Genomic DNA, 24,379 nt, shown 5'->3' on the forward strand with positions numbered 1-24,379 from the left:
GCTCTCAGGTATGACGAGGGCTACGCAAGCGCTCGAAGACCCTGACGGAGACGCCGGGTTAAGGTCGAAGAGTGATCGACACTGACTGGCGTCACGACCGCATCGGCAGCGCGCACCGCAGGGAGAACCCCACCGTCATGCGCCGTCTCACCTCGGGATTCGCCGCCATCGGGGACCGGCAGTTCCTGCCCGGGTACTCGGTGCTGCTGACCGAGGACCCCGCCGTGACCCGGCTCTCCGACCTGTCCCGGGAGCGCAGGATCGCGTACCTCTGCGACATGGAACGGCTCGCCGAGGCCGTCGAGCGGGCCTGCCGGCGCCTCGACCCGGCCTTCCGCCGCGTGAACATCGAGATCCTGGGCAACACCGACCCGTACCTCCACGCCCACGTCTGGCCCCGCTACGACTGGGAGCCCGCCGACCAAGTGCGGTTGCCGGTCTGGCTGTACGAGGAGGAGCAGTACTGGCGGGGCGAGCAGCACGCACTGGCCCCGCGCCACGACGGCTTGCGGGCCGCCATCGGGGAGGAACTGGACGCGCTCGGAGAGGTCTCCTAGCTCGCGGGTGTGGGCGCGGGTGTGGGGGCTGGGGTGCGGATCAGTCCGCGACCAGAGGTTCCACGTAGCCCGCGCGCCAGCGGGGGGCGGGGTCCTGGCCGGGGCTGGTCCAGTACTCCCGTGCCCGCACGATCTCCCCGTCCCGCACCGTCCACAGGGAGACGGCCCGGTAGACGACGTGGTCCTGAGGTATCTCCACCTCGGTAACGACGAGGTTGCCGTCCGCGAGGATGCGCAGCACCTCAACGGATCTCTCGTCCGTGTAGCCCTCGTCGCTGTTCACGGCGATGAAGTTGGCGCGACCCACGATGCGTTCACCGCTCACCGGCCATTCGATGACCGCGTCCTCGGCGATGAGTTCGGCCACGCCGTTCCAGTCGCGTGCCTCGATCCGCTCCCACAGTTGTGCCACAACCTTCAACGGCTCCATGTGCCGCAGTGTCCGACAGCCGCGTTATACGTAACAAGCTTTGCTTGCAGGCTTATTGACTTCGACACAAAACGGTGTGGGGTCAGGGGCTCGCCGTTGGTGCGGTGGGTGGGCGGGGGTCTTCGTCGCCGCTCATCACCGCGTACACGCTGCCGGTGGAGAGCACGGTGACGGCCGCGGCCACCGCGAGGAAGAAGGCGGTGGAGGCGGTTCGGGGGCGGGGCGGGGGTTCCGCTTCCAGTGGTGGGTAGGTGGAGTACGCGGGCGGGATCGGGGTGCGGGTCGGGGGAGCGGCGCGGTCCGGGCCGGCGTCCTCGCGGTCGAGGAGGCGTACGGCGTGCCGACCGATGTTGGCCACCAGTGGCGTGGGGAGCCAGGGCTCGGGCGGGGTGTGTGGGTTGCGCGGGCCGCGTGGGCCGCGTGGGCCGCGTGGGCCGCGCAGGCTGCCGACGCGGGGTGCTATCTCGGCCGGTGCCGGGCGGGCTGCGGGGTCGCTGTGGAGGCAGTCCCGTAGGAGGTCACGCAGTTCCGGGGGTAGGTCGTCCGGGTAGAGATCCGATTCCGCTTTCGCCTTTGCCTTCGGTTTCGGTTCGTTGGAGGGGAGCCGTCCGGTGGCCGCGTAGGCGAGGACGGTGCCGAGGGCGAAGACGTCGCGGGCGAGGTCCGGAGGCGGGGCCGCGAAGCCGAGGGGATGGCCGATGAGGCGTGGGCCGTCGAGGGTGAGCAGGACGTTCGAGGGCTTCAGGCAGTGGTGGGCGAGCCCTGCACGGTGGAGGTCCTGGAGGGCGTCCGCCAGGCCGCGGGCCAGGGCGATCAGGGAACGGCCCGGCAGCGGGCCGAAGTCGTCGGCGACGACCTGCTCCAGGCTCGGCCCGGCGACGTACTCGGTGGCGAACCAGAGGCTCTCGGACTCGGTGTCGGCGTCGAGGACGGGAGCCGTGTGCGGGCCGGCCAGGCGCCGGGCCGCGGTGGTGTCCTCGCGGAAGCGGTTGCGGAAGTCCTGGTGGGCGGCGAGCTCGTGGCGGATGAGGGTGAGGGCGACGGTGCGGGGGCGGGCGGGGCCGCGGGTGGGGTGGTGGTCGTGGTGGCCGCGGTGGTCGTCGCGCTCGGAGCGGGCGAGGTAGACCGGGCCGATGTCCGGGCCGACGTCCCGGCTGGTGCCGAGTCGGGACAGCAGGCGGTACGGGCCGATGCTGTGCGGGTCGCACGGGTGCAGTTGTTTCATGGCCGGGTGGTCCCTCCCCCTGACGGCTCCCGCAGCAGAGGACGACCGGGGGCCGCGGGAGGTTGCTTACGGGAGCGTCCGAGGGTGGCGCCGGGCGCCGCTGCTGGGGCTCCGCCCCAGGCCCCGCGCCTCAAACGCCGGCGGGGCTGAGGGGGGTGTGCCTCGGGCACCGGCGGGGCTGAGGGGGGTGTGTGCCGCGAGCGCCGGCGGGGGTGAGGGGAGTGTGTCGTGAGCGACACCCGCGAGTTCGCGAAAGCCGAAGGCTCTTCATGTCCTTTGTCAGCGTAGGTAGTCGTCCGCGATGCGCTGACCTGGCCTGACTATGTCCATTGACCGACGACCTGCGTCAGGTGGACTGCCAACGGCAGTTCGGGGAGAAAGAAGGATCGACAGTGTCCGGCGAGCACGATGAGGCAGGGTTTCGGTTCGGATGGCGTGGCAGTCATTACGCCGGCACGCCTGTTGACGACCTGTGGTTGGCGATCAATAAGGATCCGGACGGTACCTGGTGCCTCGACGCGTACTTCATCGGACGCACGACACTGATGGGTGGCGCACCGCGGGTCGCCGCGTTTGCCCAGTGGCTGCTGGCCTGCCCACCCGACGGCCGGTATGAGAAGGAGTTCACGCTGGTCGACAGCGAACCGCAGAGCGGATCGCGCCGGCTCACAGACGGTACTCGGCTCACCGCCGAAATCCTGTTGGGCCGTGAAGAAGCGGGTGGGCCCGAGTATCTCCAAGTGCTCTTGTCCGGCGAGATTCACAACTACGCCTTTGCGGTGTGCGCACCGCTGGAATGCCAGCGGGTGCTTCGCGCTGAGCTAGAAGCCGCCGCGGCCCGACTCCTCGCCTCACGCGCCTAGGTTCGCCGGCCAAGAAGCCGCAACAACTGTGTTCGCTGTCTAGACGCCTTGGTTGGATGACAACGGACACGCAGCACGCGACGCAGCATGACTTGCGGTCTGTCTCAACGAACCGAGTCCATGCGTCTCATCCAATCCAGTCCATGCAAGTCAGCAGCAAGCAAGTGCACGACCAACTTCGATGAGACAGGACACTTCAGCGGGAACCCGAGGGTCTGTTGCCGGGATTCTCGGGGTTGCCGTCTTGGGTTCGCGGTGAAGTTGCGGGGTCGTTCTCCAGGGCCGCTCCAGGATCTGACGGGCGGAGTTCGCGTAGCGGATGGCGGTCTTCTCGTCGAGGCCGAAGACCTCGGCGAGGTGGAGCGGGTCAGGGCCGTGGGTGAGGGTTTCCTCAAGCTGACGGTCCATGCGGAGCCGCTCCAGCGTCGCGGTCTGGCCGCGCAAGGCCTCGGTGATCCACACACACACACCGCTGACCGGGCGGGTGTCCATGGTGATGTGCCGGCTGACGATCAGGTGCGGGTTTGCCGTGCTGGGCCACCGCCGGCGGCGGTAATCGAGCCAGGCGCGGATCGCCTGGCGGGTGAGGTCGTCGAGCGGGCGGGCGCGGCCGGGCTGGCGTGGACGGTGGCCAGGGCCAGGGCCAGGGCGAGCCGTGCGGCCGGCGTGGTCGCCGCGTCGACGGCGGCACGGACCTCGTCGCCGAGCCGCTGCGGCCTCACGGAGGAGATTTCGGGTTGGCTCCGACGGGTTTCGTCACCACGCAGGCGATGCCATCCGCCCGCTCATGGAGTGCAGTCTCCGAGCCAGGTCAGGACCGGCCCGACCGAGTCAGCGGGAATCCGTTGCGTCGTCCTCGGCCGGCCCGGGGGCTGCCGTGCTGTCGGCGGCCTGGCCGGCGGCTCGTTCCGCGCGGAGTTCTTCGGCGACGTCGTAGGCCCGGCCCGGGTCGTAGATGGTGACCGTAGTGCCGGGGCTGTACATCGCGGCTGCCCGGGGCGTGTACCGGTAGATTTCGACGCCGCGTTCGGCGGCTATGCCGTCGACCTCGCCGACGGGTACCCGCCACAGCTCGGCGGTGTGGGACCGGGTCCACCACTCGTCCGGACGCAGGAAGTCTCGCTTGACCTCCGTCTGACGCTCCACCGCCACCTGGACCTGGCCGAGTTGCTCGGTCAACCAGCCGGTCAGCGCCTGTGCGTCGACCCGAGAGAGCGGTGCGGACGTCGCCGGTTCGCACTCCACCGTCTCGCTGTCGGTATGCAACACCACCTTGATCGACTGTCGCTGCCCCAGACTGAGTCGCTCGATGACGACGACTCGCTGCAGATCAGCCATCGCCATGGTCGACGAACGCAGAAAGCGGGCGATCACGACCTGGGCCGGAGTTCCCAGGGGGCGTAGCTCGCCCCACCGCGCCGTCAGGGAGACCGTGACGTACATCATGGCCACGGTGAGCACGATCACTGCGACCACCGTGAGCGCCAGTAGGACCCAGAAACTGCCCCAGAAGAGTGAGTTCCCCGAGATCACGGCGGCCACCAGAGCGGCCAGCAGAAGTGGGGCTGCGACCACCGGCGGGACCATTGGCCAAGGTTCGGTGAGACTGACCAACCTTCGGTGAGACGGGACAGGAGGGGGTGTGCCGCGAGTGCCGGCCGCGCTGGAGGGGGTGCCGCGAGTGCCGGCCGCGCTGGAGGTGGTGTGCCGTAAGCGCCGGCCGGCTGAGGGCGTGCCTCAGGTGTCGGCCGGGCCGGCGGGGTGGGGTTGTGGGGGTACGTGGGGGTGAGGGTCAGGGGGTGGTGGGGTTGGGTTCGGTTGGGGGGTTGGTCAGGGAGTCCAGGGCTGACGAGAGGCGTTCCAGGACATGGACCGTTTCCGCGAAGGCGGCGTCGCCCAGTTCGGCTGCCAGGTGGGTGGCCAGGGAGGCGTGGCCCGGGTTGATACGGGCGATGGCCGCGCGGCCCGCTGCCGTCGGGCGGAGCAGCTTCGCCCGGCGGTGGGCCGGGTTCGGGGCGTACTCGGCCAGGCCCTTCGCCGCCAGCAGGTCCGCGATGCGCTGCACGCTCTGCCGGGTGATGCCCATCTCGCGGGCGATGCCCGCCACCGGAAGGGGTTCGTGCAGGACCGCGCCCAGCACCTGCCACCAGGCAGCGGTCAGCCCGGCAGGGCGGGCCAGTTCCTCCGAGAGGGAGAGGAACTGGCCGTTCAGCCGGAAGACCCCGAGCGCGGTGCGGCTCAGCAGGTTCTGGCGGCCGCGCAGCGGATCCGGCGAGGTGGGGGAGGTGGAGGAGGTGGGGGAGGTGGGGGAGGTGGGGGAGGTGGGGGCGTCGGCCGAGGTGGGCGTGTGCTCAGGCATCGTCCGACTCCGCCGCCGCCATCAGCACCGGGTACGCGCTCTCGTCCGAGTCGTGGAACAGCCGGTACCACGCGTCCAGCACGTCCGGCTTGTACACGTCCAGGCGGGCGAACACCTCCCGCGCGAAGGCCACCGGTTCCGTCGGCCCCGCCGTGATCAGGTCCCCGTCCGTGACCGCGTCGGCATCGACGTAGTGCTCGGCGCCCCCGTACCCCGGCTGCGGCGCCAGGTAGAAGGAGGCCGCGCTCGTGTGGGCCCGGCCGTCCAGCACGCCCGCCCGGGCGAGCCCGGCGGTGGCCCCGCAGATCGCCGCGACCGGGACCCCGGCCGCCAGGAACTCCGCCGCCTTCGCCGCGAACGGCGCCAGGTCCTCGCTCGTGTCCCACAGCGAGGCGCCCGTGAGGATCAGCAGCGAGGAGTCCTCCGGCCGCAGGTCGGCCAGCGCCATGTCGGGAAGGACGCGCACGCCGCCCATGGTGGTCACCGGCTGCTCGGCGGCCGGGCCGACCGTACGGATCCGGTGGCCGTGCTGGGTCAGGTGGGCCGTGGTGTGGCCGGTCTCCCAGTCCGCGTACGTGTCGTAGACCGCGAGGTGGACCGACTTCCGCGGGGTTTCGTTCTGCTGGGTCTGGTGCGCCGTCTCGTTCATGGTCTTCGCCTCCGAGGTGAGGTGCGAGGGGTGCCGAACTCCGTATGACAGGATTCTGTCGTATCGACAGGATGCTGTCAATAGATGAATCCCGCGGCCGTGCACAGACAGACTGCCGAGACCCGCCCCCCACCCCCATACAGTCCGCCGATATCCGTCCCCACCTGCGCACTTCTAGCGTGACGACATGACCCCTCATGTCGCCTCGCACACCCTTGCCGAAGTCAAGGACGCCGACCGGAAGCACGTCTTCCACTCCTGGTCCGCCCAGGCCCTGATCGATCCGCTCGCCGTCGCCGGGGCCGAGGGGTCGTACTTCTGGGACTACGAAGGCAAGCGCTTCCTCGACTTTTCCTCCCAGCTGGTCAACACCAACATCGGCCACCAGCACCCCAAGGTCGTCGCCGCGATCCAGGAGCAGGCCGCCCGGCTCTGCACCCTGGCCCCCGGCTTCGCCGTCGACGTCCGCTCCGAGGCGGCCCGCCTCATCGCCGAACGGACCCCCGGCGACCTCGACAAGATCTTCTTCACCAACGGCGGCGCCGAGGCCGTCGAGAACGCCGTCCGCATGGCCCGGCTGCACACCGGCCGCGCCAAGGTGCTCTCCACCTACCGCTCGTACCACGGGGCCACCGCCGCCGCGATCAATCTCACCGGCGACCCGCGCCGCTGGCCCTCCGACACGGCCGCCGCCGGCGTCGTGCACTTCTGGGGCCCGTACCTCTACCGCTCGGCGTTCCACGCCACCACCGAGGCCGAGGAGTGCGCCCGCGCACTCGCCCACCTCACCGACACCATCGCCTTCGAGGGGCCGCAGACCATCGCGGCGATCATCCTGGAGAGCGTGCCCGGCACCGCCGGCATCATGACCCCGCCGGCCGGCTACCTCGCGGGCGTGCGCGAGCTCTGCGACCGCCACGGCATCGTCTTCATCCTCGACGAGGTCATGTCGGGCTTCGGCCGCACCGGCAGGTGGTTCGCAGCCGAGCACTGGGGCGTCACCCCCGACCTGATCACCTTCGCCAAGGGCGTGAACAGCGGTTACGTGCCGCTCGGCGGCGTCGCCATCTCCGCTGCCATCGCCGAGACCTTCGCCACGCGCCCCTACCCGGGCGGCCTGACCTACTCCGGCCACCCCCTGGCCTGCGCCGCCGCCGTCGCCACGATCAACGCGATGGAGGAGGAGGGCGTCGTCGAGCACGCCGCCCACCTCGGCGAGAACGTGATCGGCCCGGCGCTCGCCGAGATCGCCGAGCGGCACCCCTCGGTCGGCGAGGTCCGTGGCCTGGGCACGTTCTGGGCGCTGGAGCTCGTACGGGACAAGGAGACGCGCGAGCCGCTCGTCCCGTACAACGCCGCCGGGGCGGACAACGCGCCGATGGCCGAATTCGCCGCGGCCTGCAAGGCCTCCGGTCTGTGGCCGTTCGTCAACATGAACCGCACCCACGTCGTGCCCCCTTGCACCATTTCGGAGGCCGAGGCGAAGGAGGGTCTGGCCCTCATGGACGAGGCGCTGACGGTCGCCGACCGGCACACCACGTCCGCCTAGCGGGCGGCCGGTGGGCGGTGGATCCGCATATCGATCGCCCACCGATCGGTTTCGGCCGCGCTGCCTGGCCTAAGGTGTCCGGAGTTCTACTACAGGAGACGGACCCTTATGCCAGGCAGCGGAGCTGTCACCCGCAACACACTTCGCCAGCAGATCGCGGACGCGCTGCGTGACGAGGTGCTCGCGGGACGCCTGCCGCCCGGGACCGAATTCACCGTCAAGCAGATCGCCGAGCAGTACGAGGTTTCCGCGACCCCGGTCCGCGAGGCACTGGTGGACCTCTCGGCGCAGGGGCTGCTCGAACTGGTCCAGCACCGCGGTTTCCGCGTGCGGATCTTCTCCATCGACGACTTCCGGGGAATGATCGAGGCCCGTTCGCTGGTCGTGGACGGGATCTTCCGCCGGCTCGCCGAGCGCGGCGCCGGCCCCGGCTGCGGCGAGATGCTGGTCTCGGTGCGGCGCCGGGCCGAGGAGGCGCAGAAGGCGGCGCGCAGCGGTTCACTCGAAGTGCTGATCGGCTACGACCTGCGCTTCTGGCGGGAACTGAGCGCGCTGGTCGGCAACGCCTACATCTCCGACTTCCTGCATCGCATCCGGGTCCAGTGCTGGGTGTTCGCCGTGCCGCACCTCCAGCGCGATCCGCAGCTGCGCGAGGCGCTGTGGGACGGGCACGCCGACCTGGTGGACGCGGTGACGCTGGCCGACGCGGACGAGGTGCGCCGCATCGTGCACGCGTACAACCAGCACGGGCTGGACTGGGCCGCCACGCTCTAGCGCGACCGGGGCGTCCGTGAGCCGCCTCCGGCGGGCCGGAGCGCGCCCGCGTCCGCCGAGGTTCTCCGCACCCCTTCGCGGAGGGTGTTCGGCGCATTACTCTGGCCCGATCGGCGGCAACGACTGATCGGAGCCCGCGTGGCCTGTGACCTGTGGCTGGTCCCCCTTGTCGACGTGCTGTGCCACAGCCCCGACAACCCCTTCGCGGAAGAGATCGCCTCGTACGACAAGGCGCTGGGCGAGGCCGGGCTGCCGTCCGTGCCCGTGTTCGCGTACATGCCGGGCCTGAGCGGGGACGTGGCCCCGGTCGCGGGCTTCGACTACGACGCCCTGCATTTCCTGAGGCGGGCGTACCTGCTCCAGCTCTGCGGGCTGCCGGTGACCCCGGTGGACGAGCTGGGCGGGGACTACGAGCAGCTGCTGGAGATGTTCGAGCCCACGGCGCAGCAGTCGCACCTGGTGTGGCACTACGACCACGCGGGGGCGTACGTCCCGGTGGACTTCGCGGCTCCGCTGGCCAACGAGGAGCTGCTGGCCGGGGGCGGGCCGCTGGGGTCCGCGCAGGGGCTGCTGCGGGAGCTGCTCTTTGTGGCGCCGGCCATCGGGATAGACCCGGGGAATCCGCCGGCGGCTCCGGCGCCGCCGGGGCGGCCGACGTCGTTGGAGGAGCCGGCGGGGCCGATTCCGTACGACGACAGTCCCTTCGCGCGGGAGCGGCACGTGTGGCTGGGGTTGCACGCGGCCGCCACGCGTAGCCTCGGGCAGGGCTCGATGATCATCTTCAGCTGAGGCCGACGTGGGGTGCGGGGCGGGTGCGGGTGTGGGTTCCGCTGCGCGGAGCTGGTACCCGCCCCGCCCTTTCTCCGTTTCCCGGGCTCTGCCCGGACCCGGTCCTCAAACGCCGGACGGGCTGAAATCGAGCCCCAGGGCGGCGGGCCGCAGCTGATCAGCGGGGCTGTTCCGGGGGGCGTTGCCTCGGCATGTTCGGGCGGGTTCCCGGGGGGAGGGGGAAGCGGGCCGGGGGGACGTACGCGTCCGGGCGGGCGCCGCCCGCCCCCAGCGACTGCATCACCAGCGGCGCGGGGCCCGAGCTGAACTCGACCATCCACTCCGCGGTCTCCGAGCGCACCAGCTCCGTCACGTCCTCCGAGAACCGCCGCAGGACGGTGAGGCAGCGCTCCGCCGCCTCGCTCGCCGTGCCCTCCGTCGGGCCGAGCACCTCGCGCACGTTCTCCGAGGCCCAGTCGAACTGGAGGGTCTGGAGACGGCGCTGCACGGCCTGGGCGGTGGCGACGTCCCGCATCCAGCCCGAGGTCAGGCCGAAGAACCGGTCGCAGGCCAGAGCGGCCGCGCCCAGCAGCAGCGCCAGGAAGCCGTACGAGGAGGTACCCGGAGCCGAGCCCGTCAGTTCCAGCAGCGGCATCGCAGCGCCCGTGATCGCGCCGACGGCCGCCACGACGCGCATCACGCGCGCGCCCCGGCGCTTCCACGCCCGGTCGGACAGGTACCACTCGGCGGTGCGCAGCGCGTCGGCCTCGACCCGCCGGTAGAGCTCGTCCAGCCGCTCGGCGGGCTCGCCCCAGTCGCCCAGGGGGAAGGGACGACCGGTGAGATCGCCCGCCGCCATCGGACCGCCGCCTTCCTCCCGGGGATCCCGGGGTGGCCCCTCGGGCTGCATCTCCGGCTGGCTCACCCGGCACTCCCTCTGCCTGCGCTGACGTGTGGTGGTGCGCGTGTGCGCAATGGTGCGCATGCTCTTCCTACCTTCGAATGACGTGCGATGGGCGCCGAATCCCGGGATTTCCGCCCACAAGGAGGTCTCCATCAGGTACGCGTGCGCCCCGTCTCTCACTCTAAAGAGTTGGTCCTCACGGCGTAGGGCGCGGCGCCCGGGGAGCACGTAGGCTCGGATTGACCAAGCTGCCCCAGGCTTGGACCGACGCTACGGAGTGAGTTACCCGTGATTCCCGGTAGTGGCCAGCCCAACATGCAGCAGCTGCTCCAGCAGGCCCAGAAGATGCAGCAGGACCTCGCCGCGGCCCAGGAGGAGCTGGCACAGGCCGAGGTCGAGGGCCAGGCCGGCGGCGGTCTCGTCAAGGCGACCGTGACCGGCTCCGGTGAGCTGCGTGCCCTGGTGATCGACCCGAAGGCCGTGGACCCGGAGGACACCGAAACGCTCGCCGACCTGGTGGTGGCGGCGGTCCAGGCGGCCAACGAGAATGCGCAGGCGCTCCAGCAGCAGAAGCTGGGCCCCCTGGCCCAGGGCCTGGGCGGCGGCAGCGGCATCCCCGGCCTCCCGTTCTAGTACCGATCCAGTACCGAAGCACGAAGACGAACAACACAGTCCACAGAGACATCAGAGGAAGAAGGCAGTCCGTTGTACGAAGGCGTGGTCCAGGACCTGATCGACGAACTGGGCAGGCTGCCCGGCGTCGGGCCCAAGAGCGCGCAGCGGATCGCCTTCCACATCCTGCAGGCCGAGCCCACCGACGTCCGCCGCCTCGCGCACGCGCTGCTGGAGGTCAAGGAGAAGGTCCGGTTCTGCGCGGTGTGCGGGAACGTGGCGCAGGAGGAGCGGTGCAACATCTGCCGTGACCCGCGCCGCGACCTGTCCGTCATCTGTGTCGTCGAGGAGTCGAAGGACGTCGTCGCGATCGAGCGGACCCGTGAGTTCCGGGGCCGGTACCACGTCCTCGGCGGCGCGATCAGCCCGATCGAGGGCGTCGGCCCGGACGACCTGCGGATCCGTGAGCTGCTGGCACGCCTGGCGGACGGCGTGGTGACCGAGCTGATCCTCGCCACCGACCCGAACCTGGAGGGCGAGGCGACCGCCACCTACCTCGCCCGCATGATCAAGCCCATGGGCCTGAAGGTCACCCGCCTGGCCAGCGGGCTCCCCGTCGGGGGAGATCTGGAGTACGCGGACGAGGTCACGCTCGGGCGGGCCTTTGAAGGAAGGCGACTTCTCGATGTCTGACGCAACGCTGCACGCCCTCGGCCAGGACCCGGACGACTTCGCGGCCTCGATCGCGGACCAGATCGAGTCGTTCATCGTCGCGGTCACCGAGGTGGCCAAGGGCGAGGACCCGGACAGTGCGGTGCCGTTCCTCCTCCTGGAGGTCTCCCAGCTGCTGCTGGCGGGCGGCCGGCTGGGCGCGTACCAGGACGTGCTCCCCGAAGAACGCTACGAGCCCGACCTCGGCCCCGAGCCGGACGTCGACGACCTGCGCGAGCGGTTCGCGATCATGCTGGAGCCGGTCGACGTCTACTCCGAGGTCTTCGACCCGTACGAGCCCCGCAAGGCGCCGGTCCCGCACCGGATCTCCGACGACCTGGCCGACGTGGTCGCGGACCTGCGGCACGGGCTCATCCACCACCAGGCCGGCCGGATCACCGAGGCGCTGTGGTGGTGGCAGTTCTCGTACTTCACCAACTGGGGCCCGACGGCCTCGGCCACCCTGCGCGCCCTCCAGTCGCTGATCGCGCACGTGCGGCTGGACCAGCCCCTCGCGGCCCTGGACGGCCTCGACACGGACGAGGACCTGGCGGAGGACGACCTCGCGGAGCAGGCCGGGCAGGTCATGGCCGAGGAGCTGGGCGGCCTCGGCCGCAAGTAGCTGCAATGGGCAGATAACAGCCGTGGGCAGGGAACCCATCCTTTGATCTTCTCGTCTCATGATGTGGTACGAGGCGGTCGGATCCCGGTCGCTCGTTAGACTGCACCAGCAAATTGAGACGGACTGAGCGAGGAGCGCACGTGGGCCTTGTCGTGCAGAAGTACGGAGGCTCCTCCGTAGCCGATGCCGAAGGCATCAAGCGCGTCGCCAAGCGGATCGTGGATGCCAAGAAGAACGGCCACCAAGTGGTCGTCGTGGTGTCCGCGATGGGCGACACGACGGACGAGCTGATCGATCTCGCCGAGCAGGTATCCCCGATGCCTGCCGGGCGCGAATTCGACATGCTGCTGACCGCCGGAGAGCGGATCTCCATGGCCCTGCTGGCCATGGCGATCAAAAACCTGGGCCACGAGGCCCAGTCGTTCACCGGTAGCCAGGCAGGCGTCATCACCGACTCGGTCCACAACAAAGCGCGCATCATCGATGTCACGCCGGGCCGTATCCGCACCGCGCTGGACGAGGGCAACATCGCCATCGTCGCCGGTTTCCAGGGCGTGTCCGCGGACTCCAAGGACATCACCACCCTGGGCCGCGGCGGCTCGGACACCACCGCCGTGGCGCTCGCCGCGGCGCTGGACGCCGAGGTGTGCGAGATCTACACCGACGTCGACGGCGTCTTCACCGCGGACCCCCGCGTCGTGAAGAAGGCCAAGAAGATCGACTGGATCTCCTCCGAGGACATGCTGGAGCTCGCCGCTTCCGGTTCCAAGGTGCTGCTCCACCGCTGCGTCGAGTACGCACGCCGATACAACATCCCGATCCACGTCCGCTCGTCCTTCTCCGGACTGCGCGGAACCTGGGTCAGCAACGAACAGCCGCAAGGGGACGAGCAGGTGGAGCACGCCATCATCTCCGGAGTCGCTCACGACGTCTCCGAAGCCAAGATCACGGTCGTCGGCGTCCCGGACAAGCCGGGTGAGGCCGCGGCGATCTTCCGCGCCATCGCGGATGCCGAGATCAACATCGACATGATCGTGCAGAACGTGTCCGCGGCCTCGACGGGCCTCACGGACATCTCCTTCACGCTCCCCAAGGCCGAGGGCCACAAGGCCATCGACGCCCTGGAGAAGGCGAAGGGCCAGATCGGGTTCGACTCCCTGCGCTACGACGACCAGATCGGCAAGATCTCCCTGGTCGGCGCGGGCATGAAGACGAACCCGGGCGTCACCGCCTCCTTCTTCCAGGCGCTGTCCGACGCGGGCGTCAACATCGAGCTGATCTCGACCTCCGAGATCCGCATCTCGGTCGTGACCCGCCAGGACGACGTCAACGAGGCCGTCCGCGCCGTGCACACGGCCTTCGGCCTCGACTCCGACAGTGACGAAGCCGTCGTCTACGGAGGCACCGGACGATGACCGGCGCCCGGTCCTCCGCCCCGGCGCTCGCCGTGGTCGGGGCGACCGGAGCGGTCGGCACCGTCCTGCTCCAGATGCTGTCCCTGCGGACGGACGTCTGGGGCGAGATCCGCCTGATCGCCTCCGCGCGCTCGGCCGGCCGCATGCTGGCCGTCCGCGCGGAGGAGACCGAGGTGTTCGCCCTCACCGAGGACGCCTTCGATGGCTTCGGTGTGGGCGACGTCGCGCTGTTCCTCACCCCGGCCGACATCTCGGCGCGCTGGGCCCCCGTGGTGGCCGCGCGCGGCACCGTCGTCGTGGACCAGTCCGACGCCTTCCGGGAGGATCCCGAGGTGCCGCTGGTGGTGCCCGAGATCAACGCCCACGCGGTACGGATCCGGCCGCGCGGGATCGTGGCCGCCCCGGACACCGTCACCGCCGCGATGATCGCCTCCCTCGGCGCGCTGCACGCCGAGTACTCCCTCACCGACCTGGCCGTCTCCACGTACCAGGCCGCGAGCGCCGCCGGCCGGGCCGGCGCCGAGACGCTGCGCCGCCAGCTGTCGCTGGTCGCGGGCACCTCCCTGGGCGAGCAGCCCGGGGACGTACGCCGTGCCGTGGGCGAGGACACCGGCCCCTTCGCGGCGCCGCTGGCCCTCAACGTCGTGCCGTGGTCCGGCGAGCTGCGCGAGGGCGGCTGGTCCTCGCACGAGCTGGCCGTACGGGCGCAGACCCGCCGGATCCTGCAGCTGGAGCAGCTCCCGGTCGCCGTGACCTGCGTACAGGTACCGGTGCTGACCGGGAATTCGCTGACGGTACGGGCCCGGTTCGAGAACCGGGTGGACGCCGCGCACGCGCGGGAGATCCTGGATGCCGCGCCCGGAGTGGTGCTCGTCGACGACCCCGAGGCGGGGGAGTTCCCGACCCCGGTGGACGCCGCCGGGACGGATCCTGCCTGGGTGGGACGGGTGCGGGCCTCGCTCGACGACCGGCACTCGCTGGAGTTCTTCGTGTGCGCCGACAATCTCCGCAAGGGCGCCGCTCTGAATGCCACTCAGATCGCGGAACTGATCGCAGGTGAATTTGCGTAATTCGCTTTGTAGGATCGGTGCTGATCCCTTGATCAAGGTGATGGCCCGACTGCCGTCTCGATAAGACAGGGCAATCGGGAAGATCGGGTACGCATGAGGGCAATTGGGATTTCGCCGGGCCGGCAGCCTCGCGCGTACAACCCTGATGGGGGGACGCGTGTCCTACAGGCGTGGCAGAGGCACTCCTCGAACCAGTCGTCCGACCGGTGCGTACCGGGATCATCCCGTCGCGCCAGGGCTTCCTCATGCCCGCCCTGCCCGCCCTGCCCGTCAGGCCCCATGCCGGGGTCCCCGTGATCGTTCCCGTCCCGCCGGCCGGGCCCTCCGAGGCGCCCGTACTGGCCGGCGTACCGACCCGGAACGGCCGCGTGCCCGCGCCGCGCGAAAGCGCTGAGCCGGGCGGCGTAGAGAGCGGCGGCACAGGAGAGACGGCCGAGACGGCCGAGAAGGTCGTGGTGGCCGGCACCACCGTCGACCACCTCACCGAGACCTACCAGGCGCACTACCGCTCGCTGCTCGGCCTCGCCGCGCTGCTCCTCGACGACACCGCCTCCTGTGAGGACGTGGTCCAGGAGGCGTTCATCCGCGTGCACTCGGCCCGGAACCGGGTGCGCGACCGGGACAAGACCCTGGCATACCTGCGCCAGACCGTCGTGAACCTCTCGCGGTCCGCCCTGCGCCGGCGCATCCTCGGCCTCAAGCTGCTCTCGAAGCCGATGCCGGACATGGCGAGCGCCGAAGAGGGCGCGTACGACCAGCTGGAGCGGGACGATTTGATCAAGGCGATGCGCGGACTTCAGCGCCGCCAGCGCGAGGTGCTGGTGTTGCGGTACTTCGCGGACATGACGGAAGCCCAGGTCGCCGAGACGCTCGGGGTGTCCCTCGGCTCGGTGAAGGCGTACGGATCGCGGGGCATTGCCGCGCTGCGGGTGGCAATGGAGGCTGCGCAGTCATGATGGACGACCACACCGTGCCGGGTGGCGCGAGCGAGGAACAGGCCCTGCGGGGTCTGCTGCACGGCGCCGTCGAGGGCCTGGAGCCCTCCGAGGGGGCGCTGGAGCGACTGCGGTACGCGGTCCCCGCGCGCCGGGTCCTGCGGCGCCAGGTCGTCATCGGCGCGGCGGCGGTCGCGCTCCTCGCCGGGGCCGCGATCCCGGCGGCCCTGCACCTGACGGCCGGCGAGGGCACCTCCCCCGACCACTCGACGATGGCCGGGCACGGCGCCGCCTCCGGCGACAAGCCGGGCGCGAACCCCTCCGATCCGCACCAGAACGGCTCCGGGGCCACCCCGCGGTCCAGCCGCTCCGCCGGGAGCGGTCCGGTCGCGGGCGGCGTCATCGGGCTCCCGGAATCCACGGCCGGTGCCGCGTCGGGCGGGGTCACGGCGGGCCCGTCGGGTGGCGCCGCCTCGGCCGGATCCGCCGGCACGGGCGGTGTGGTCGTGGGCCCCGGCCCGCTGCCGCCGGTGGCCGCGCCGGGCGTACCGGGGTGCGGGGCCGCACAGCTGGGAGTGGTGGGCTCGGCCCGCGCCCCGGAGGCCGACGGCAAGGTGTACGGCAGCTTCAAGATCACCAACGTCTCGGCGCACGGCTGCGCCGTCACCGGCCCGGACACCGTGACGGCGGCCGGCCTCGCCACGAGCCAGGGCTCGGCGGTCCCGGTGGTCGGCCACACGGCGGGGGACCCGGCGAGCGGACTGCTGCCGGACCCGCCGGCGCAGGCTCCGGTGCTGATGCTGTCCCCGAACACGGCGTACGAGGTCCGCTTCGCGTGGGTGCCGTCGGGGGAGCCCTGTACGGAGGCCACCTCGGGCGGCGGGAAGCCCCCGGTCGACGCGGCCACGGTGCCGGATGGCACGGATGCCCCCGTAGAGGAGCAGACGGGCGCCACACCGCCGCCCGCCCCGGCAGGGGTCTCGGTCTCCCACACCCCGCAGACGGGCTCCCCGACGACGGAGGCGACCATCCCCCAGGCCTGCGGCGGCACGGTCTACCGCACGGGCCCGATCCCGGTCGAAGCCCCGAAGCCGTAACCCCTGCGGGGCGCTCGGCGGTGTGGTTTCGGGCCTCCAGGCCCCGGCGAAATCCAGCCCCTCCGGCGATTGAGGAGTGGGGGTCCCCCCGGACGGAGTCTGGGGGAGGGTCCGGGGCGGAGCCCCGGCAGCGGCGCCGCAGCCGACAAGCCGGCTCGTGGGTCGCGGGCTCAGCCCCGCTGGGCCGCCACCGCTGCCTCGGCCGGCGAGGCCACGGGCACAAGCCCCGCCTCGGCGTCCCGCAGCGTCTCGATCTCGCGCCGGTACAGCCGGAACCACATGAACAGCACGAAGGCCACGAAGACGAACCACTCGCCGGTGTACCCGAGGTTCTGGAAGGCCTTCAGGTCGAGCCCGGTGTTGACCGGCGCCTGCACCGGCACCGGCACCAGGCCGTCCGCCGGCGTCTGCACCGTCAGCCACGCGTCGTACAGGTCGTACGGGACGATGTTGACCAGCGAGGCCGCACCGATGACGCCCAGCTGCCCGGCCGGCAGCCCGCCCGACGAGTGGACGCCCTTGCTGCTGGAGCTCTCCGAGGCCTGCAGGGCCCCGGTGACCTCGACCCGGCCCGTAGGCGCGGCCGGCGCCTTCGCCGGGTCCGCCGCCCCCGGCAGCCAGCCCCGGACGACCGGGACGGTCTTGCCGGAGTCGGTCTTCAGCAGGGTCAGCACGTAGAAGCCGGAGGCGCCGCCCTGCCGCCGCTCGGGGACCAGCAGCTGCTCCGCGTACTCCCCGGAGGCGGAGGCCATCCGCCCGGAGGTCTTCGTGGACACCGGCAGCAGCGAGTCCAGCGGCGCGGCCACCTGGTCGGCGGGGCGCTCGGCGCTCGCCTCCCGGTGGGTGTCGACGCGGTCCTCGAAGCGGCCGAGCTGCCAGGACCCCATGAACAGGCAGAAGGGAACGGCGAGCGCGACGAAGACGTTGATCCCCCACCAGCGCGGGGTCAGGAGAAACCGGTGCACCCCACCACCGTACGGGGGGCGCACCGGCCGGCACCGGCCGCCCCCTAGCGGGGCAGGTGCTTCAGCGCGAACTCCAGGTCCATCCGGACCTGCTTGATCCGCTCCTCCACCACCAGCGAGCCGTGCCCGGCGTCGTAGCGGTACACCTCGTGGACGGCCCCGCGCGCCGCCAGCCGGTCGACGTAGTTGTCGATCTGCCGGATCGGGCAGCGCGGGTCGTTGACGCCCGCAGCGATGTGCACGGGCGCCTTCACCGCGTCCACGTACGTCAGCGGCGAGGAGGCCTCGAAGCGGTCCGGGACCTCCTCCGGGGTGCCCCAAAGGAGGGTGCGGTCCAGCGCCTTCAGCGCCTCCATCTCGTCGTGGTACGCCGTCACGTAGTCGGCGACCGGCACCGCGGCCAGGCCCACGGCCCAGGCGTCCGGCTGCGTGCCCAGCCCCAGCAGCGTCAGGTACCCGCCCCAGGAACCGCCCGACAGGACGAGCCGCGCCGGGTCCGCGAGGCCGGAGGAGACCGCCCACTCGCGGACCGCCGTGATGTCCTCCAGCTCGATGAGGCCGACCCGGTGCTTGAGGGCGTCCGTCCACTCCCGGCCGTAGCCGGTGGAGCCCCGGTAGTTGACGCGGACCACCGCGAAGCCGTGGTCCAGCCAGGCCGCCGGGGTCGCCGCGAAGGCGTCGCTGTCGTGCCAGGTCGGCCCGCCGTGGATCTCGAAGATCGTCGGGAAGGGGCCCTCGTGGCCGTCGCCCTGCCCGGCCGGCCGCTGCACGAGCGCGTGGATCCGCCCGCCCGGGCCCTCCACCCACACGTCCTCCACCGGCACCGAGCCGGGTGGCCGGAAGCCGGGCGGATCGAGCACGACCCCGCCCGCGGTGGACCGTACAGACGAGGGCTCGGCGGCCGAGGACCACAGGTACTCCACCGTCCCGTCGGGCCGGGCCGTCGCCCCCGAGACCGTGCCCTGCGGCGTGTCCACGCGTACGAGGTCCCGCGCGGCCAGGTCGTAGCGCCACAGCTCGCTGCGCGCCTCGAAGCCGTGCTCGACCAGCAGCGCGGAACCGTCCGGGTACCACTCGGCGCCGACGTCGCCCGGCAGGTCGATCGCCAGCTCCTCCTCGGTGCCCGTGGCCACGTCCCAGATCATCGGCTCCCAGCGCCCGCGCCGCTGGTGGCCGACGAGCAGCCGGGTGTCGCCCGCGACCGGGGCGAATCCGAGGACCTCCAGGCCGAGCTCCTCGGTCCCGCCACGTGAGTCGTCCAGCTCGGCGACCGTGGTTCCGTCGAGGGTGAGCACGCGCAGCGCGGAGTGCATCGCGTCCCCGTGCTCGGTGTGCTCGACGGCGACCAGCGTCCCGTCGTAGGAGAGGTCGCCCACGCCCGCCGACTCCCGGTGCCGGTAGATCACGGCGGGCTCGGCGGCGTCCGGGCGGACCACGTGGATGGTCGAGCCGTCCTCGTCGGTGGAGCGGCCGACGACCGCCGTCCCGTCGCGGCCGATGGCCAGCCCGGCGGGGTAGGAGGGCTCCAGGCCGGGGGTGGCGGGCTCGTCGGGGCCGCCCGCGAAGGGCTGGCGGACCCAGGTGCCGAACTCGTCGCCGTCGGTGTCGGAGAACCACCAGATCCACTCGCCGTCGGGGGAGAGCGTGCCGTCGGTGGTGCCGTTGGGGCGGTCGGTGGCCTGGCGCTGTACGCCGGTGGCGCGGTCCCAGGCGTAGAGCTCGAAGGTTCCGGTCGCGTTGGACACGAAGAGCGACCGGTCCGGGGCGTCCTCCGCCCAGTCGGGCAGGCCGACGCGCGGTGCCCGGAAGCGCTTCTCCCAGTCGGGCATCTCGGGGGTGATCTCGCTGTCGCTGGTCATGCGCCCATTGTGGCCGCCCCGGCTCCCGGGATGCCGACTGCTCCATTCGGGCGCAGAGTGGATGCCGTACCCGAAGGAGGAACGATCATGGCGAAGAAGGCTCGCACCGGCTCGCACAGCCATCAGGACTCCGAGCGTGCGATCGCGAAGAACACGGCCGCCGAGGCCCGCGCCAAGGCCGCGGTCAGGGACGTGCAGTCGCTGTCCGCGAAGACGCGCGGCATGCAGCAGAAGGCTCAGGCCAAGCGCGGGTAGCGCCGTACGCTGGCGCCATGCGGATGATCGTCCGGGGCGCCCGGCTGCTGAACGCACACGGCCTGTCCGACGTCGAGGTCGGTGAGGACGGCCGCATCGCACGGGTGGTTCCGTACGACGACCAGAAGGAGCCACCGGCCACGGGCACCCTCGTCGAGGCCCACGGCTGCCTCCTCACCGCCCCCTTCGTCGAGCCGCACATCCACCTCGACACGGCCCTGACCGCGGGCGAACCGCGCCCCAACGCCTCCGGCACCCTCTGGGAGGGCATCGCCTGCTGGAGCGAGCGCAAGCGGACCCTGACCCGCGAGGACGTCATCGCGCGCGCCGCCGAGGTGCTGCGCTGGCAGGCGGCGCAGGGCGTGCTGCACGTACGCACCCACTGCGACATCACCGACCCCACCCTCACGGCGCTCGACGCGCTCCTCGAAGTGCGCGACCGGGTACGGGAATTCATGACCCTGCAGATCGTCGCGTTCCCGCAGGAGGGCATCGTCTCCTTCCCGGACGGCGAGGCGCTGCTGCGCGAGGCGGTCGTGCGCGGCGCGGACGTCGTCGGCGCGATCCCGCACTTCGAGGACACCCGCGAGGACGGGGTGGCCTCGCTGACGAAGGCGTTCGCGCTGGCCGAGGAGCACGGGCTGCGGGTGGACGCGCACTGCGACGAGATCGACGACGAGCAGTCCCGCTTCGTGGAGGTGCTGGCCACCCTGGCGCTCCGCTCGGGCCTGCGCGAACGCGCCACGGCCTCCCACACCACGGCCATGGGCTCCTACAACGGCGCGTACAGCTTCAAACTCCAGCGCCTGCTGGCCCGTTCCGGCATCAACCTGGTCGCCAACCCCTTCGCCAACCTCAACCTCCAGGGGCGTTTCGACGCCTACCCCAAGCGGCGCGGCCTCACCCAGGTCAAGGAGATGCTGGCGGCGGGGGTCAACGTGGCCTTCGGCCACGACGACGTCATGGACCCCTGGAACGCGCTCGGTACCGCCAACCCGCTGCAGACCGCCCTCGTCGGCCTGTACGCCGCCCAGCTCACCGGAGCCGACGAGATCCCGCTGGCCTTCTCGATGGTGACGGACCGTGCGGCCCGCGTCCTCGGCCTGACCGGGGCGGAGTACGGCATCACGGCTGGCGCCCCCGCCTCCTTCGTCCTGCTCCCGGCACCCTCGCCCGAGGAGGCGGTACGCCGCCAGGTCCGCCCCCGCTACGTCGTCTCGCGGGGCACCGTCCTCGCCGAGACCCCGCCGGCGCCCACCCGGCTGAACTGGCCGGGGGAGCCCCCGTCGGAGGTCGACTTCAGCCGCCGCCTACGCTGACGCCCCATGACGTGGACTCCTGACACCGCATCGGCCCGGGCCGCTTACGAGATCGCCGCCGAGTACACCGACGCGGCCCTCCTGAACCACTCGGTCCGCTCCTACGCCTTCGGCGCCGCGTACGCGGACCGCCACGGCCTCGCGTACGACGCGGAACTCCTCTACGTCAGCGCCCTGCTCCACGACATGGGCCTGACCGCGCCCTTCGACAGCCACACCCTGCCCTTCGAGGAGGCCGGCGGCCACGTCGCCCGCGTCCTGACGGCCGGCCTGGGCTGGCCGCCGGCCCGCCGCGCCCGGGCCGAGGAAGTGATCGTGCTGCACATGCGGGACGACGTGAGCGCCGCCGAGGACGTCGAGAGCCACCTCCTCCAGGTCGGCACCAGCGCCGACGTCTCGGGACTGCGCCTCGCCGACTTCGACTCCGCCTTCACCGGGGCCCTGCTGAAGGACCGCCCCCGCCTCGGCTTCGGCGCGGCCTTCCTCGCCCTCGTCGAGGACCAGGCCGCCCGCAAGCCGGCCTGCGCGGCGGCCGCGTACGTCGCGGGCGGCGCGGCGGGACGCATCCTCTCCAACCCCATGGAGCGCGTCGGATAGCGTGCCCGCATGTCGTGGGACGAGGACGGAACACCGCACCCGCTCGCACTGCGCCGCACCGGACGCAGCGAACTGGACCCGGACCGGCTGCCCGAGATGCGGGAGCTGGAGGTGCTCGGCTGGGAGCCCGCGCCGGAGGAGCTCCGCTGGGCGTTCCTCCCGTACGTCTGGCCGCCGGCCGCCCGCACCTGGATCCCGGACCGCTCCACGCACTGGGCGGTGGAGACCTCGCTGGACGGCCACGGCCACATCACCGGCGTCGAGGCCGTCCCGCTTCCCGAGGCCGACCTGCACGACCTCGACGCCGAGACCGACGCCGCCCTGACCGCCCTCGGCCTGCCACCCCGCCCCGCGGGCCGCCTCTGGCTGCTCCGCCCGGTCGGCCCCTTCAGTACCGTCGCCGAACTCCTCGCCCACCTCGACGCCCTGGCCACCGAACGCGGGGTGGAGCCCGGGACCGCCTCCCCGGAGTTCCTCACCCTGGTCCGCACCGAACTGGGCGCCTTGCAGGAGCACGCCGGCTGACCGGACGGGGAGCGGCTGCCCGCCGAGGATCAGCGCGGCGGCCAGGGTGCCACGTCGTGGGTCTCCTGGGGCCACGGCTGGACGGGTGGGGGTACGGGACCCGGCTGCGGCTGCTCGTACGACGGGGGCGGCTGCGGCAGCGGGGGCTGCGGTGCCGAGCCGGGGGTGGGGACCTGGAGGCTTCCGTAGCGTTCCATGCGCTGCCAGTGCAGGCGCGACCCGGCGATCGCGGTGAACACCGACTGGATGACGACCAGGTACATCAGCTGGCGGTAGACGAACTGCTGGAGCGGCAGGCTCCACAGCGGTCCGGGCCGCTCCTTGTCGAGGTGGAAGGCGTACAGCCCCATCAGGACCTGGAGGAACAGGAAGGCGCACCACAGGCCGATGATGCGGACCGGGTCGAGGAAGATCAGGCCGAAGACGGCGAAGATGTCCACGACGGGCGCGAGCAGCGGCAGCAGCACCTGGAACATCAGCAGGTAGAGCAGTCCGCGGCGGCCCAGCTTGCCGGCCTGGCCCCGCTGGGTGAGGGCGCCCCGGTGCTTCCACATGGCCTGCAGGGTGCCGTAGCACCAGCGGTAGCGCTGCTTCCACAGCGCGCCGAGCGAGGCCGGAGCCTCGGTCCAGGCGACGGCCCGCTCCTCGTAGACCACCCGCCAGCCGTCGCGGCACAGCGCCATGGTGAGGTCGGTGTCCTCGGCGAGGGTGATGTCGCTGACCCCGCCGACCCGCAGCAGCGCCTCCCGGCGGAAGGCGCCGACCGCGCCCGGCACCGTGGGCATGCACTCCGCGAGGTCGAAGAGGCGCCGGTCGAGGTTGAAGCCGACGACGTACTCGATGTGCTGCCAGCGCCCGAGCAGGCCGCCGCGGTTGACCACCTTGGCGTTGCCGGAGACGGCTCCGACCCGCCGGTTGGCGAAGGGCTGGACGATCATGCGGACCGCGTCCGGTTCGAAGACCGTGTCGCCGTCCACCATGACGAGCAGGTTGCAGGAGGCGGCGGCTATGCCGGTGTTGAGCGCCGCGGGCTTGCCGGCGTTCTGCTGGCGGATGACCCGTACGCCCGGCAGGTCCAGGGCCTCGACGATGTCGGCGGTGCCGTCGGTGGAGCCGTCGTCGACGACGATGACCTCCACCTGGTGGTCCGAGGCGAGCAGGGAGCGGACGGCCGCCTCGATCCCGGCGCTCTCGTTGTAGGCGGGGACGATGATGCTGACCGGCTCGGTGACCGGCCTGCCCCACGGCCTGCGGCGCGTACGGACGTGCCGGCGCGCGGCGACGAACACGGCGATCGCGCGCAGCACGCTGATGGCTCCCGCCGCCCACAGCAGCCAGCCGAGCGCGTCGAGCACCCAGCCGCTGGCGCGCAGCGCGTTGATCAGGGCCAGGCCCTGCCACTCGTCGATGGTGGAGGCCGGCTTCACGGGGGCCGGAAGGCCGACCGCGTCGCTGACCGTGGCGAAGCGGAAGCCCGCCTTCTTGAGGTCGGGCAGGAGCTGCTCCAGCGCCGCGACGGTCTGCGAGCGGTCGCCGCCCGCGTCGTGCATCAGCAGGATCTGGCCGTCCGTGCCCCGGGGGGTGGAGTTGGCGACGATCTCCGCGACGCCCGGGCGGCGCCAGTCCTCGCTGTCCTGGGTGGTGAGGACGGTGAGGTAGCCCTCCTGACCGGCCTGTACGACGGTGTCCCAGTCGGCGTCGCTCAGGGCCTCGTTGGTCGAGGAGTAGGGCGGCCGGAGCAGCGGGGTGGTCACTCCGGTGGCGCCGGCGATGACGAGCTGGCTCTCGCGCAGCTCCAGGGAGCGCCGCCACGCGGAGGCCGCGCCGAGGTCGGTGTGGGTGAAGGTGTGGACGCCGATCTGGTGGCCGTCCTCGACGATCCGGCGGGCCAGCTCGGGATGGGCGGACACCTGGGCGCCGACGGTGAAGAAGGTGGCCGGCACCTGGTTGCGGCGCAGGACGTCGAGGATCTTCGGGGTCCAGACCGGGTCGGGGCCGTCGTCGAAGGTCAGGGCGATCGTCTTGGGCCCGGGACCTGCCACTCGCCCGGCGGCCCCCTCGACGACCGGGCCGCCGGAGCGGATCTGCTCCGGCACGGAGGCCGAGGAGCCGGACTCGCGCGCCGCCCCGTCGGCGGTGGTGTCGAACATGTGGTGGGCGTAGCCCTGTAGCAGCAGCGCCGCCGAGAGGCTGACGACGAGCGCGGTCAGCAGCAGCCAGTGGGTGCGCAGGGGGACGTTGCGCACCGTGCTGTGCCGCCCGCGGGGGAGGCGGCGGCGCCGGTTCTTCGACACGGGAGGGAGTGCTTCCTGCCTGTGA

The 24,379-nt window shown here is 71.8% G+C and carries 27 protein-coding genes; 16 read left to right on the forward strand and 11 right to left on the reverse strand.

Annotation, left to right across the window (positions count from 1 at the left end):
* The first annotated feature begins 74 nt into the window (after window positions 1-74).
* Complete coding sequence (locus OG625_RS20660) at window positions 75-557, forward strand: HIT family protein (RefSeq protein ID WP_329390820.1); 483 nt, start codon at window positions 75-77, stop codon at window positions 555-557.
* A 40-nt stretch (window positions 558-597) separates the two neighbouring features.
* Here OG625_RS20660 and OG625_RS20665 read toward each other — a convergent pair whose 3' ends face one another.
* Together OG625_RS20665 and OG625_RS20670 are read right to left on the reverse strand one after the other, a co-directional pair.
* Window positions 598-987 (reverse strand): nuclear transport factor 2 family protein, encoded by a 390-nt coding sequence (locus tag OG625_RS20665; protein ID WP_329383079.1) that lies wholly within the window; start codon window positions 985-987, stop codon window positions 598-600.
* Window positions 988-1,069: 82 nt separating this feature from the next.
* Complete coding sequence (locus OG625_RS20670) at window positions 1,070-2,212, reverse strand: protein kinase domain-containing protein (RefSeq protein WP_329383081.1); 1,143 nt, start codon at window positions 2,210-2,212, stop codon at window positions 1,070-1,072.
* Between the two features lie 329 nt (window positions 2,213-2,541).
* On the opposite strand from OG625_RS20670, the gene OG625_RS20675 reads away from it, so the two are divergent.
* Entirely contained in the window at window positions 2,542-3,075 is a 534-nt protein-coding gene (locus OG625_RS20675; RefSeq protein ID WP_329383084.1) for a hypothetical protein, read from the forward strand.
* A gap of 150 nt (window positions 3,076-3,225) precedes the next feature.
* Here OG625_RS20675 and OG625_RS20680 read toward each other — a convergent pair whose 3' ends face one another.
* From OG625_RS20680 to OG625_RS20700, 5 genes are all read right to left on the reverse strand, one after another.
* A complete protein-coding gene (locus OG625_RS20680; RefSeq protein ID WP_329383086.1) occupies window positions 3,226-3,537 on the reverse strand; it encodes a hypothetical protein in 312 nt (103 codons plus the stop codon).
* Window positions 3,538-3,587: 50 nt separating this feature from the next.
* Window positions 3,588-3,797 carry a hypothetical protein gene (locus OG625_RS20685; RefSeq protein WP_329383089.1) on the reverse strand — a complete coding sequence of 70 codons (210 nt, stop codon included), beginning with the start codon at window positions 3,795-3,797 and terminating at the stop codon, window positions 3,588-3,590.
* 109 nt (window positions 3,798-3,906) lie between these two features.
* The gene (locus OG625_RS20690; RefSeq protein WP_329383092.1) at window positions 3,907-4,650 is read right to left on the reverse strand and encodes a hypothetical protein; all 744 of its coding nucleotides are present in this window, start codon (window positions 4,648-4,650) and stop codon (window positions 3,907-3,909) included.
* Between the two features lie 217 nt (window positions 4,651-4,867).
* Complete coding sequence (locus tag OG625_RS20695; protein WP_329383094.1) at window positions 4,868-5,434, reverse strand: MarR family winged helix-turn-helix transcriptional regulator; 567 nt, start codon at window positions 5,432-5,434, stop codon at window positions 4,868-4,870.
* Window positions 5,427-6,083 (reverse strand): DJ-1/PfpI family protein, encoded by a 657-nt coding sequence (locus OG625_RS20700; RefSeq protein ID WP_329383099.1) that lies wholly within the window; start codon window positions 6,081-6,083, stop codon window positions 5,427-5,429. Before OG625_RS20700 ends, OG625_RS20695 begins: the two co-directional genes overlap by 8 nt.
* 187 nt (window positions 6,084-6,270) lie before the next feature.
* Between OG625_RS20700 and OG625_RS20705 the strand changes: the two genes are divergently transcribed.
* From OG625_RS20705 to OG625_RS20715, 3 genes are all read left to right on the forward strand, one after another.
* The gene (locus OG625_RS20705; protein WP_329383101.1) at window positions 6,271-7,632 is read left to right on the forward strand and encodes an aspartate aminotransferase family protein; all 1,362 of its coding nucleotides are present in this window, start codon (window positions 6,271-6,273) and stop codon (window positions 7,630-7,632) included.
* Between the two features lie 108 nt (window positions 7,633-7,740).
* Window positions 7,741-8,406, forward strand: a complete 666-nt coding sequence (locus OG625_RS20710) for a GntR family transcriptional regulator (RefSeq protein WP_329383103.1) — start codon at window positions 7,741-7,743, stop codon at window positions 8,404-8,406.
* A gap of 138 nt (window positions 8,407-8,544) precedes the next feature.
* Window positions 8,545-9,195, forward strand: a complete 651-nt coding sequence (locus OG625_RS20715; RefSeq protein ID WP_329383106.1) for a hypothetical protein — start codon at window positions 8,545-8,547, stop codon at window positions 9,193-9,195.
* Window positions 9,196-9,352: 157 nt separating this feature from the next.
* On the opposite strand, the gene OG625_RS20720 is transcribed toward OG625_RS20715, so the two are convergent.
* Entirely contained in the window at window positions 9,353-10,099 is a 747-nt protein-coding gene (locus tag OG625_RS20720) for an SLATT domain-containing protein (protein WP_329383109.1), read from the reverse strand.
* Between the two features lie 267 nt (window positions 10,100-10,366).
* Between OG625_RS20720 and OG625_RS20725 the strand changes: the two genes are divergently transcribed.
* The 7 genes from OG625_RS20725 (at window position 10,367) to OG625_RS20755 (ending at window position 16,540) form a co-directional block, all read left to right on the forward strand.
* Entirely contained in the window at window positions 10,367-10,711 is a 345-nt protein-coding gene (locus OG625_RS20725; protein WP_329383111.1) for a YbaB/EbfC family nucleoid-associated protein, read from the forward strand.
* Window positions 10,712-10,783: 72 nt separating this feature from the next.
* Window positions 10,784-11,383, forward strand: a complete 600-nt coding sequence (recR, locus tag OG625_RS20730; RefSeq protein WP_329383114.1) for a recombination mediator RecR — start codon at window positions 10,784-10,786, stop codon at window positions 11,381-11,383.
* Window positions 11,376-12,023, forward strand: a complete 648-nt coding sequence (locus OG625_RS20735; RefSeq protein WP_329383116.1) for a DUF5063 domain-containing protein — start codon at window positions 11,376-11,378, stop codon at window positions 12,021-12,023. Before recR ends, OG625_RS20735 begins: the two co-directional genes overlap by 8 nt.
* A 140-nt stretch (window positions 12,024-12,163) precedes the next feature.
* Window positions 12,164-13,438, forward strand: coding sequence for an aspartate kinase (locus tag OG625_RS20740; protein WP_329383120.1), 1,275 nt, complete (start codon window positions 12,164-12,166; stop codon window positions 13,436-13,438).
* Complete coding sequence (locus OG625_RS20745; protein ID WP_329383122.1) at window positions 13,435-14,508, forward strand: aspartate-semialdehyde dehydrogenase; 1,074 nt, start codon at window positions 13,435-13,437, stop codon at window positions 14,506-14,508. The genes OG625_RS20740 and OG625_RS20745 overlap by 4 nt, the downstream gene beginning before the upstream one ends.
* A gap of 170 nt (window positions 14,509-14,678) precedes the next feature.
* A complete protein-coding gene (locus tag OG625_RS20750; protein ID WP_443067743.1) occupies window positions 14,679-15,464 on the forward strand; it encodes a SigE family RNA polymerase sigma factor in 786 nt (261 codons plus the stop codon).
* Entirely contained in the window at window positions 15,461-16,540 is a 1,080-nt protein-coding gene (locus OG625_RS20755) for a hypothetical protein (protein ID WP_329383125.1), read from the forward strand. Before OG625_RS20750 ends, OG625_RS20755 begins: the two co-directional genes overlap by 4 nt.
* A 170-nt stretch (window positions 16,541-16,710) precedes the next feature.
* Here the strand turns inward: OG625_RS20755 and OG625_RS20760 are convergent, their stop codons facing one another.
* A complete protein-coding gene (locus OG625_RS20760) occupies window positions 16,711-17,505 on the reverse strand; it encodes an SURF1 family protein (RefSeq protein ID WP_329383127.1) in 795 nt (264 codons plus the stop codon).
* Between the two features lie 44 nt (window positions 17,506-17,549).
* The gene (locus OG625_RS20765; RefSeq protein WP_329383130.1) at window positions 17,550-19,364 is read right to left on the reverse strand and encodes a S9 family peptidase; all 1,815 of its coding nucleotides are present in this window, start codon (window positions 19,362-19,364) and stop codon (window positions 17,550-17,552) included.
* Window positions 19,365-19,451: 87 nt separating this feature from the next.
* On the opposite strand from OG625_RS20765, the gene OG625_RS20770 reads away from it, so the two are divergent.
* From OG625_RS20770 to OG625_RS20785, 4 genes are read left to right on the forward strand one after another with little or no spacing between them, the layout of a single operon-like run.
* On the forward strand, window positions 19,452-19,619 hold the full coding sequence (locus OG625_RS20770) for a hypothetical protein (RefSeq protein ID WP_329383133.1): 168 nt from the start codon (window positions 19,452-19,454) through the stop codon (window positions 19,617-19,619).
* 17 nt (window positions 19,620-19,636) lie between these two features.
* Window positions 19,637-20,938, forward strand: a complete 1,302-nt coding sequence (gene codA, locus OG625_RS20775) for a cytosine deaminase (protein WP_329383137.1) — start codon at window positions 19,637-19,639, stop codon at window positions 20,936-20,938.
* 6 nt (window positions 20,939-20,944) lie between these two features.
* Window positions 20,945-21,535, forward strand: a complete 591-nt coding sequence (locus tag OG625_RS20780) for an HD domain-containing protein (protein ID WP_329383139.1) — start codon at window positions 20,945-20,947, stop codon at window positions 21,533-21,535.
* A gap of 9 nt (window positions 21,536-21,544) precedes the next feature.
* Window positions 21,545-22,060 carry a DUF5956 family protein gene (locus tag OG625_RS20785; RefSeq protein ID WP_329383142.1) on the forward strand — a complete coding sequence of 172 codons (516 nt, stop codon included), beginning with the start codon at window positions 21,545-21,547 and terminating at the stop codon, window positions 22,058-22,060.
* 29 nt (window positions 22,061-22,089) lie between these two features.
* On the opposite strand, the gene OG625_RS20790 is transcribed toward OG625_RS20785, so the two are convergent.
* Window positions 22,090-24,354 carry a bifunctional polysaccharide deacetylase/glycosyltransferase family 2 protein gene (locus OG625_RS20790; RefSeq protein WP_329383144.1) on the reverse strand — a complete coding sequence of 755 codons (2,265 nt, stop codon included), beginning with the start codon at window positions 24,352-24,354 and terminating at the stop codon, window positions 22,090-22,092.
* Window positions 24,355-24,379: the final 25 nt, after the last annotated feature.

Source organism: Streptomyces sp. NBC_01351, assembly GCF_036237315.1.
GTDB lineage: Bacteria > Actinomycetota > Actinomycetes > Streptomycetales > Streptomycetaceae > Streptomyces.